The 9,228-nt window shown below is 61.5% G+C and carries 7 protein-coding genes; 5 read left to right on the top strand and 2 right to left on the bottom strand.

Going from position 1 to position 9,228, the window contains the following annotated elements:
• Positions 1–238 precede the first annotated feature (238 nt).
• On the bottom strand, positions 239–931 hold the full coding sequence (locus tag ACIQTZ_RS23840; RefSeq protein WP_402984800.1) for a FadR/GntR family transcriptional regulator: 693 nt from the start codon (positions 929–931) through the stop codon (positions 239–241).
• 281 nt (positions 932–1,212) lie between these two features.
• On the opposite strand from ACIQTZ_RS23840, the gene ACIQTZ_RS23835 reads away from it, so the two are divergent.
• From ACIQTZ_RS23835 to ACIQTZ_RS23820, 4 genes are all read left to right on the top strand, one after another.
• On the top strand, positions 1,213–2,394 hold the full coding sequence (locus ACIQTZ_RS23835) for an aminotransferase class V-fold PLP-dependent enzyme (protein ID WP_402984797.1): 1,182 nt from the start codon (positions 1,213–1,215) through the stop codon (positions 2,392–2,394).
• 76 nt (positions 2,395–2,470) lie between these two features.
• Entirely contained in the window at positions 2,471–3,754 is a 1,284-nt protein-coding gene (locus tag ACIQTZ_RS23830; protein ID WP_402984794.1) for an ABC transporter substrate-binding protein, read from the top strand.
• A 6-nt stretch (positions 3,755–3,760) separates the two neighbouring features.
• Positions 3,761–4,723 carry a carbohydrate ABC transporter permease gene (locus ACIQTZ_RS23825; protein ID WP_402984791.1) on the top strand — a complete coding sequence of 321 codons (963 nt, stop codon included), beginning with the start codon at positions 3,761–3,763 and terminating at the stop codon, positions 4,721–4,723.
• Entirely contained in the window at positions 4,720–5,556 is an 837-nt protein-coding gene (locus ACIQTZ_RS23820; RefSeq protein WP_402984788.1) for a carbohydrate ABC transporter permease, read from the top strand. The genes ACIQTZ_RS23825 and ACIQTZ_RS23820 overlap by 4 nt, the downstream gene beginning before the upstream one ends.
• Before the next feature lie 94 nt (positions 5,557–5,650).
• On the opposite strand, the gene ACIQTZ_RS23815 is transcribed toward ACIQTZ_RS23820, so the two are convergent.
• On the bottom strand, positions 5,651–6,517 hold the full coding sequence (locus tag ACIQTZ_RS23815) for a Ku protein (protein ID WP_400335390.1): 867 nt from the start codon (positions 6,515–6,517) through the stop codon (positions 5,651–5,653).
• A gap of 38 nt (positions 6,518–6,555) precedes the next feature.
• Here ACIQTZ_RS23815 and ACIQTZ_RS23810 point away from each other — a divergent pair, with 38 nt between their 5' ends.
• Positions 6,556–9,108, top strand: coding sequence for an ATP-dependent DNA ligase (locus tag ACIQTZ_RS23810; RefSeq protein ID WP_402984786.1), 2,553 nt, complete (start codon positions 6,556–6,558; stop codon positions 9,106–9,108).
• The last annotated feature ends 120 nt before the right edge of the window (positions 9,109–9,228 follow it).

Below are 9,228 nucleotides of genomic sequence, written 5' to 3'. Positions count from 1 at the left end.
CAGCATCTACAGCCAAACAGACCTCGACTACGTCGCCCACGAACTCAACGACAGACCCCGCCAACGATTCGACTTCTGCACCCCAAATGAGATGAACTTCTGCACCCCAAATGAGATGATCAGAACCTTCCTGTTGCGATAACCGCTAGAAACCGCCCCCTCAAAACGGCATCTACCGCTATGTAGTTGGGATGACGACGGCGGATGGTGACGACGGCGGGCCGGTCACCATCCGAGGTCACTCCGTGAGGCGCGGAACAGGCCTTAGCCGCTTGAGCCAGGCTTCGGTCTGCGCAATATGCGCTCCCATGGCGACGGCGGCCAAAGTGGGGTTCTTTTGTGCGATGGCTTCCAGGATCGCGGCGTGGCCGGCTGTGCTGCCTTCGCGCACGACGGTGCCTTCATCGCCGTCGAAAATGTGGAAGTGGCCACCGCGCGAGCGGAACAGGCGGACCAGGCCGGCCAAGGTGGCATTGCCGCTTGCGTGGCAGATTTCCTCATGGAACCGCGAGTCCAGTTCAGAGTATTCGGAAGGGTCAGCCGTGTCTTCCATGGCCTCCACCAGGGCCGTGAGCGAGGCCAGGGCGGCAGGAGCCGCATTGGCCGCGGCTGCAGACGCCGCATGCGACTCCATCAATCGCCGGATTTCAAACAGCTCCAACAATCCATCCAGCGGAAGCAGGTCCACCAGCAGCGCGAAGTTCTGAAGGATCACCGTGGGTTCCAAGGACGATATATACGTCCCTGAACCGTGCCTGGACTCCATGATCCCCAGAGCGGACATGGCGCGAACGGCCTCCCTCAAGGAGCTCCGTGATACTCCGAGTTGTGCGCACAACTCCGCTTCCGGGGGACATTTCTGTCCGGGTGCCAGCTCGCCCGATGCGATCTTGTTGCGCAGGCCTTGCATGGCCGTCTCAACTGCACCCATTTACCCGCCTCCTCCAGACTTGGTACACGCTACAGCACTCCCGTCCCAGTGTTCCGTTCGGGCAAGTGATCAGACTTCATGAGGCGAGACATCGTATCTCTTAGGCCAAATAGATCATGAAATAGGTCTCTGTAGTACTTCTTATCCAAAGTCATCTTATGACTTTGCGAAGTAGTCTGTTGTCTCGGCCATGCATGTGAGGTAACTTACAGGCAGTTCCTGACTCACCGACCTAGAAGGCCCTTGTGCACCCAGCCAGCAACCTGACGGCCCCGCGTCCCATGACAACCCCCGACGGCGCTCCTTCCCGCTCCGACTGGACCCTCACAGCCTCCAAGATCCACCTGAACCATGGCTCCTACGGTTCGGTCCCCCGGGCGGCGCAGGAATTCCAGTTGGAACTAAAGGCCCGCATGGACGCAAACCCGTGCACCTGGTTCATGGGCCAGTACAAGGCCGTGGCCGCCGCCCGGACAGACGTGGCCTCCTTCCTGAAGGTCGACGCAGGGGACATGGCTCTTGTGCTGAATGCGAGCGCTGGAGTCACGGCCGTCTATAACTCGCTGGACTTCGACCGCGGTGCGGAGATTGTCATGACGAACCATGCATACGGAGCCGTACTGCACGGCGCCTACCGCGTGGCGCGGAAGTGCGGCGGCAGCGTCCGCATTGCCGAGATCCCCTTGGATGCCGACGCGGAGACCGCAACGGCGCTGGTGATGGCGGAAGTCGGCGACAAGACGGCATTGATCGTGCTGGACCAGATCACTTCAGCTACGGCGCGGGCGTTTCCAGTAGAAGCCGTTGCGAAGGCCGCAAAGGACGCCGGGGTGCCCTTGCTCGTGGATGGCGCTCACGCACCGGGCGTGTTGGAGGCTCCCGTTCCCGCATTCGACGGGTATTGGGTTGGCAACCTCCACAAATTCGCGTGCGCCCCCAGGGGCACAGCGGCGCTTGTCGCTCGTGGGGATCGGGCCGAAGGCCTGGCGCCACTCATCGATTCATGGGGTTTCCCGTACAGCTTCCCGGAGAGCTTCGACCACGTAGGCACCCAGGATGTCACGTCGTGGATGGCCGCAGGCTCCTCGTTCACCACCATCGAGGAACGATACGGCTGGCAGACATTCCGAAGCTATGCCAAGGCCCTCTGCGATTACGGAGAAGCCATCATCGGCTCGGCTTTCGCGGACCTCACCGGTGAGAACCACACCGTGGATGCGGGCATGCCCGTAGGTCCGCTGCGGTTGCTTCGCTTGCCCCGGGGACTTGCCACCATGCATGAGGATTCGCACACCGTTCGGGCGTTCATTTCAGACCAGCTGGACATCGAAACCGCGGTGACCACTTTCAATGGCGAAGGCTTCCTGCGACTCTCCGCCCACCTTTACAACTCGCCGCAGGACTACGAAATCTTCGCTGAACGGGCGGTGCCGGAACTCGTACGGCTCGCCACATACCTCTAAACATCACTGACCGCGCCACTGCAAGGCGCAATCCACCTCAACCAACCAACGGAGGACCAACGTGAAATCCAGAATCATGGCATCTGCCGCAGCAGGCCTGGCGGCAGTTCTGGCCTTGGCAGGCTGTGGCGGTGGCGGACAGAGCGCCGCCGATGGCAAGGTCACTTTGAAGATGGTGGAAAGCCTCACCAACCCCACCCGCACAGAGACTTTGAAGAAGCTCCTTGCGGGATTCGAGCAGGCAAACCCCAACATCAAGGTCGATCTCATCTCGCCGCCTACCGAGCAGGCTGACCAGAAGATCCAGCAGATGCTCCAGTCCGGCAAGGGCGTGGACGTGGTGGAGGCCCGCGACATCACTGTGGGTTCCTTTGGTGCCAACAACTGGCTCTATGACATGACCAAGGACCTGGACGGCTGGGATGGCTGGAACAACCTGACCGAAAACGCTGTCACCTATTCCAAGCAGAACGGCAAGACCTACTACATCCCCTACGGCTTTTATGGGCTCTCCCTCTTCTACCGCTCGGACCTGGTCAAGGACGCCGGCTTCGACGGTCCACCGAACAGCTGGTCCGAGATGGCGAAGCAGGCCGAAGCCCTGAACAAGCCGTCGGAAAACAAGTTCGGCTATGCGTTCCGCGGGGGCACCAACGCCAACTCCAACGCGGTGGCCATCATCGAGGCCTACGTTGCCGACGAGATCGACCGGGAGAACGCGTTCAAGCTGACCAACGGCAAGACGATCTTCTCCTCCCCCAAGGCGCAGGAAGCCATGGACCTCTACATCGACCTCTTCAAGAAGGGGTCACCTCCGTCCTCCGTTGCGTGGGGTTACCCGGAGATGGTCCAGGGCTTCAGCAACGGCTCCACCGCTTTCCTGCTGCAGGACCCTGAGGTCATCGCGACCGTCAAGGAGTCGCAGGCCATCAAGCAGGACCAGTGGAATGTTGCGCCTTTGCTGGTGGGACCGGGCGGTAAGGCAATTCAGCCCGTCGCTTCCGCAGGTTGGGGCATCGCCCAGTCCTCCAACGCCAAGCCGGAAGCAGTGAAGCTCATCAAATACCTGGCCCAGGGCGACGCGGCCACGACGTTCAGCAAGGACAACAGCCTTGTTCCAACCCTGAAGTCCGCCGCCCAGGACACCTTTTACAGCACCGGCCCGTGGGCTGCCTACGTGAAGATGACGGAGAACCCCGACACCTACGTTTCGGCCATCCAGCCCCGCAGCGTGTCTTGGTGGACCGAGTGGATCAAGAAGTCCGACGGCGAACTCCAGCGGGTGCTCACAGGGCAGATGAGCACCTCCGAGCTGCTGGCCAGTTGGGACACGTTCTGGACAGAAAAGATGAAGGGCTAGAGGCCCATGAGCCTCGACCTCAAGCGTTCCACGTCGCCGCCGTCCGGGCGTGAGGGCCTTCGAAGGGAGCCGGCCAGCAGGAAAAGGCGGTTCAGTGGCAGGACAGCGCTGACCTTGCTGGCGTTCCTGGCGCCGGCCGCAGTATTCGTGGGGATCTTCACGTACTACCCCATGATCGCGGGCAGCCAGATGGCCTTCCGGAATTGGAACCTGAACGACCTTTCCGACACCTCGTGGATTGGCTTCGGTAATTTCCAGAGCCTCTTCGACGCACCGGAATTCGGAACAATCGTCCGCAATACCGTGGTGTGGGTGCTCGGCTCCCTGGTCCCGCAGGTGGTCATCGGCTTCGCGGTGGCACTGTTCCTGAAACGCCGGTTCAGGATGCGCGGAGCGTACCAAGCCATGATCTTCTTCCCTTGGGCAGTGTCCGGTTTCCTCATCGGCATGCTGTTCCGTTGGATGTTCAACGCTGAGTTCGGCGTGGTCAACGACCTCCTGATGAAGTCCGGCCTGATCAGCTCGCCCCTTCCCTGGCTGTCCGATCCGGGCTTCGCCATGACGGCCATCATCATTGCCAACATTTGGTACGGCGTGACGTTCTTCGCCATCATGATCCTTGCTGCCCTGCAGTCGGTGTCGGACGAAATGTATGAGGCAGCCGCGCTGGATGGTGCGGGCAAGGTGCGGACGTTCTTCAGCATCACGCTGCCCAGCATTTCCACGACGCTGGCTCTGACCATCCTGCTGCGGGTGATTTGGATCTTCAATTTCCCGGACATCATCTTCGCGATGACCGGCGGCGGACCAGCAGACCAGACCCACATCATCACCACCTACATGATCAAAATTACCCAGGAAGGCGACTACGGCAAGGCGTCTGCCCTCGGGTTGATCGTCATGGTCACGCTCATGCTGTTTGCAGCCTTCTACCTCATGGCTGTGCGCTTTCGAAAGGGAGCCCAATGATCAACACTCCAACGCTCGTTGGCCGGATCTCAAAGTTCCTCTTTCTGGGCCTGTGCCTGATCGTCACCGTCTTTCCGCTGTACTGGATCGTGGTGACGTCCCTCAAGGAGCCGGGGGCCATTTATTCGCTCCCGCTGGACTACTGGCCCCGGCAGTTGTCCCTGGACAATTACATCGGGCTTTTCACGAAGTCCGATTTCGGCCAATACATGCTCAACAGCCTGGTGGTGGCTTTGGTGGCAGCCTCCGTTGCCACGCTCATTTCCCTGCTCTCCGCCTACGTCCTTGCCCGGTTCCAGTTTTCCGGACGCGGGGCCGTGCTAGGCGCTTTCCTGATCACGCAAATGATCCCCGGTTTTATTGCCCTGGGTCCGCTCTACCTGATGATGACCGATTTTGGCCTCGTGGACTCCAAAACGGGCCTGATCCTGATTTACATCGCCATCTGCATCCCGTTTTGCACCATCATGCTTCGGGGCTTCTTCGAGAACGTCCCTGATGCCTTGGAGGAAGCTGCCATGATTGATGGTTGTTCCCGGATGGGTGCGCTCTTCAGGGTCATCGTTCCCGTAATGCTGCCCGGCATTGCTGCGAGTTTCGTCTTCAATTTCGTCAATTGCTGGAACGAACTGTTCCTGTCGGTAACCCTAATGAACAGCGACAGCAACAAAACCATCCCGACGGCGTTGGCCGGCTTTATCTCCAGCTTCAACATTGATTGGGGTTCCATGTCCGCTGCCGCGGTTCTCACGGTGGTCCCCACGCTGGTGATCTTCGCCTTCGCCAGCAAGTTCATCGTGCAAGGACTTACCGCAGGTTCCGTCAAAGGCTGAGACGAACGGCCCAACTGAGTCGCAGTTAAGCGCGTTTTGGCGGCTCCAAACGCGCTTAACTGCGACTCAGTTGGGTACAAATAACGACGGCGGGTCAAGCCTTTTTCTTGGCCCGCGCCTTCGGCTTGCTGGCAGTCTTGGTGGCGGCAGCATCGTCGTCGTCCGCTTTTTCCTTGCCGCGCTTCTTGTCGAGGCTCCGCTTGAGCGCTTCCATGAGGTCGATGACGTCGCCGCCCTCGCCTTCCCCTTCCACCACGCCGAACGTTGCCTCGGTGTCCAGGGCCTCGCCCTTCTCCAGTTTGGCCTCAATCAACGTCTTCAGCTGCGCCTGGTAGTCGTCGGTGTACTCGTCCGGATCGAAGTCATGGGCCATGGACTCCACCAGCGCGGAGGACATTTCGAGTTCCTTGTCCGAGATTTTGATGTCTGTTTCCAAGGACGGGAATTTGGCTTCGCGCACCTCGTCGCCCCACAAAAGGGCCTGGAGGAGCAGCACTTCCCCGCGCACACGCAAGGCACCAAGCCGGGTCTTTTGCCGCAGGGCGTACTGGACTATGGCAATCCGGTCCGTGTCTTCGAGTGTTTGCCGCAAAAGCATGTACGCCTTGGGCGATTTGGAATCCGGCTCAAGGAAATAGCTGCGCTCATACATGATCGGGTCCAGCTGTTCGGCCGGAATGAATTCCACTACTTCGATTTCGCGGCTGTTCTCTTCAGGGAGCGATTTCAATTCGGCGGAGGTGAGGACAACGGTTCGGCCTTCTTCTTCGTACGCCTTGTCAATGTCCTCGTAGGCCACCACATCGCCGCAAATTTCACATTTCCGCTGGTAACGGATGCGCCCGCCGTCCTTATTGTGGACTTGATGGAGTCCAATGTCGTGGTCCTCTGTGGCGCTGTAGAGCTTAACTGGTACGTTGACCAGACCGAACGCGATAGATCCCTTCCATATGGCCCTCATGCACCCAGTCAACAGCACAAGCCAACAGAGGAGAAGAGGTGGCAGGCAACCAGAAGGAACGCGTCACCGTAGAGGGCCACGAACTGACCCTCACGAACCTGGGCAAAATCATCTATCCCGAGACCGGCACCACCAAGGCCGAGGTGCTGGAGTACTACGCCGCGGTTGCGCCCTTCCTCATTCCAGCGGCGGCCAACAGGCCCGTGACGCGCAAGCGCTGGGTCAACGGCGTGGGCACGGCCGCGAACCCCGGGGAAGTGTTTTTCCAGAAGAACCTGGAAAGCTCCGTTCCCCGGTGGATCCCCCGTGCCACCATCCATCACTCCGACCACACCAACGACTACCCCATGGTCAACAACCTGGCCACGCTCACGTGGATGGCGCAGATTGCCTCCCTGGAAATCCACGTTCCGCAGTGGCAAGTGGATCCGTCCGGGACTCCCCTGCGGCCGGACCGCTTCGTCCTGGACCTGGATCCCGGTCCCGGTGCGGGTTTGCCGGAGTGCGTGGAGGTGGCCAAGCTGGCGCGAGCCATCCTGCAGGACATGGGCATGGAGCCGGTACCGGTCACGAGCGGAAGCAAGGGCATCCACCTCTACACCGGGCTCGAAGGGACGCTGAAGTCCGAGCAGGTTTCGGCCTTCGCCCACGAACTCGCCCGTGCCCTTGAAGCGGACCACCCCAAGCTGGTGGTCAGCGACATGAAGAAGTCGCTCCGGAGCGGCAAGGTGTTGGTGGACTGGAGCCAAAACAGCGGCAACAAAACCACCATTGTTCCGTACTCCCTGCGCGGCAAGCCGCACCCCACCGTCGCCGCGCCCCGGACCTGGGATGAACTCGACGATCCGGAGCTCAGCCACCTCGAGTTCACGGAAGTCATGGACCGGGTGGGCACGGGCGAGGACCACTTCGCGTCGATCTCCGGCCGGCACCTGCCGCCCCACGCCGAGGAGAACGACGGCGGTACTCCCGCTGAGGGTGCGGGGCCGCCCACCACGGGGGGCCGGGAAAAGGTCACCGTGGAAGGACGCCTGGCCAAGTATGTAGGAATGCGTGATCCGAGCAAGACTCCGGAACCGTTCCCGGCGTCGTCCGTTTCCTCGAGCGGGACGGCCACCGCCTCCTCCGATCAACCGCGGCCCGGCGACCCTGCGCCGCCCGGCGGCATCTTCGTCATCCAGGAGCACCATGCCCGCCGCTACCACCTCGATTTCCGGCTGGAGCACGACGGCGTCCTGGTCTCCTGGGCCCTCCCACGCGGCGTTCCCGATACTCCGGACCGCAACAACCTGGCCGTCCACACCGAGGACCACCCCATGGACTACGCCAACTTCGCGGGAGTGATCCCCAAGGGCGAGTACGGCGGCGGAACGGTGTCCATCTGGGATCGCGGTGAATTCACCTGCGAGAAGTGGCGCGACGGCAAGGAAGTCATCGCCACGCTCACGGGTGAACCGGGAGGCGGCCTGGGCGGAACCAAACGGTTTGCCCTGATCAACACGGGCGATCGCTGGCTCATCCACCTGATGAAGGAGCAACCGGGAGGCCGGAAGAAAGCTGCCGCACCGGCGCCTGACGGGAAGGCAGCTGTGGACGCGAAGCCGCCAACCGCCGTCGAGCCTGAACCAATGCCTGGCTACACTCCCATGCTGGCCTCGGCCGGAACCACCGGAGAGCTCAGCGGCGGTGACTGGCTCTACGAACTTAAGTGGGACGGAATCCGCGCAATCATCACGGGCACGGAGGGCCGGATCCGCCTGATGAGCCGTAACGGCAACGACCTCACGGCAGCCTACCCGGAGCTCACGGACCGCAGCTGCTGGCCGGACGGCGATTTTGTGGCCGACGGTGAGATCGTCGCCTTCGGCAAGGGCGGCAAACCCGATTTCGGCCGGCTGCAGCAGCGGATGAACCTGGTCAAGGCAGCCGACATCGAGCGGGCACGGGCGTCGGTTCCGGTGCAGTTGATGCTTTTCGACCTCTTGTACCACCGCGGCGCGGACCTCAGCAGGCTGCCGTTCCGCGAGCGGAGAGAGCATTTGTCCTCGTTCGTGGACAGGCTCAGTGAGGGCTATCCCCTACGCGTATCCGAGGTCCTGGACCACGACGTGGACGACCTGCTGGCGGTAGCTGCCGAACTCGGCCTGGAAGGCGTCATGGCCAAGAAAGCGGACAGCCGCTACACCGTGGGAAGGCGCAGCCGCTCGTGGATCAAGCTGAAACTGGAGCGGAGCCAGGAGGTGGTGGTCGGCGGCTGGCGCCCCGGTGCCGGCGCAAGGAGCGGGACGTTCGGCTCGCTGCTCCTGGGAATTCCCGACGGCGGCAAGCTGCGGTATGTGGGCCGGGTGGGGTCCGGGTTCTCCGACTGGCAGCTCAAGGACATCCTGGGGAAACTCCAGCCCCGCGCCACCAAGGATTCGCCCTTCCTGGACATTCCGCGCGAGGACGCCGCCGGGGCGACCTGGGTGGAACCCGATCTCGTGGCAGAGGTGACCTTCGGCGAATGGACCGGTCCCGGGCGGCTGCGGCATCCCGTGTGGAAGGGGTGGCGCCCGGACAAGTCGCCTTCCGACGTAACCCTGCCCAACTAGGTCGCATTTGTGCGCGTTATGAAGGCGGCGGAGTCATAGGGTCGTTGCAACGCTCTGATTGATGGAGCGTGTTGTGGTCAGGAATTTTTCGTTGGACGCCCGGCGGGAGTTTGTTGATTT

The organism is Paenarthrobacter sp. NPDC090520, from assembly GCF_044769205.1.
Classification (GTDB): Bacteria; Actinomycetota; Actinomycetes; order Actinomycetales; family Micrococcaceae; genus Arthrobacter.
This window is presented reverse-complemented; position numbering and strand designations above follow the sequence as displayed.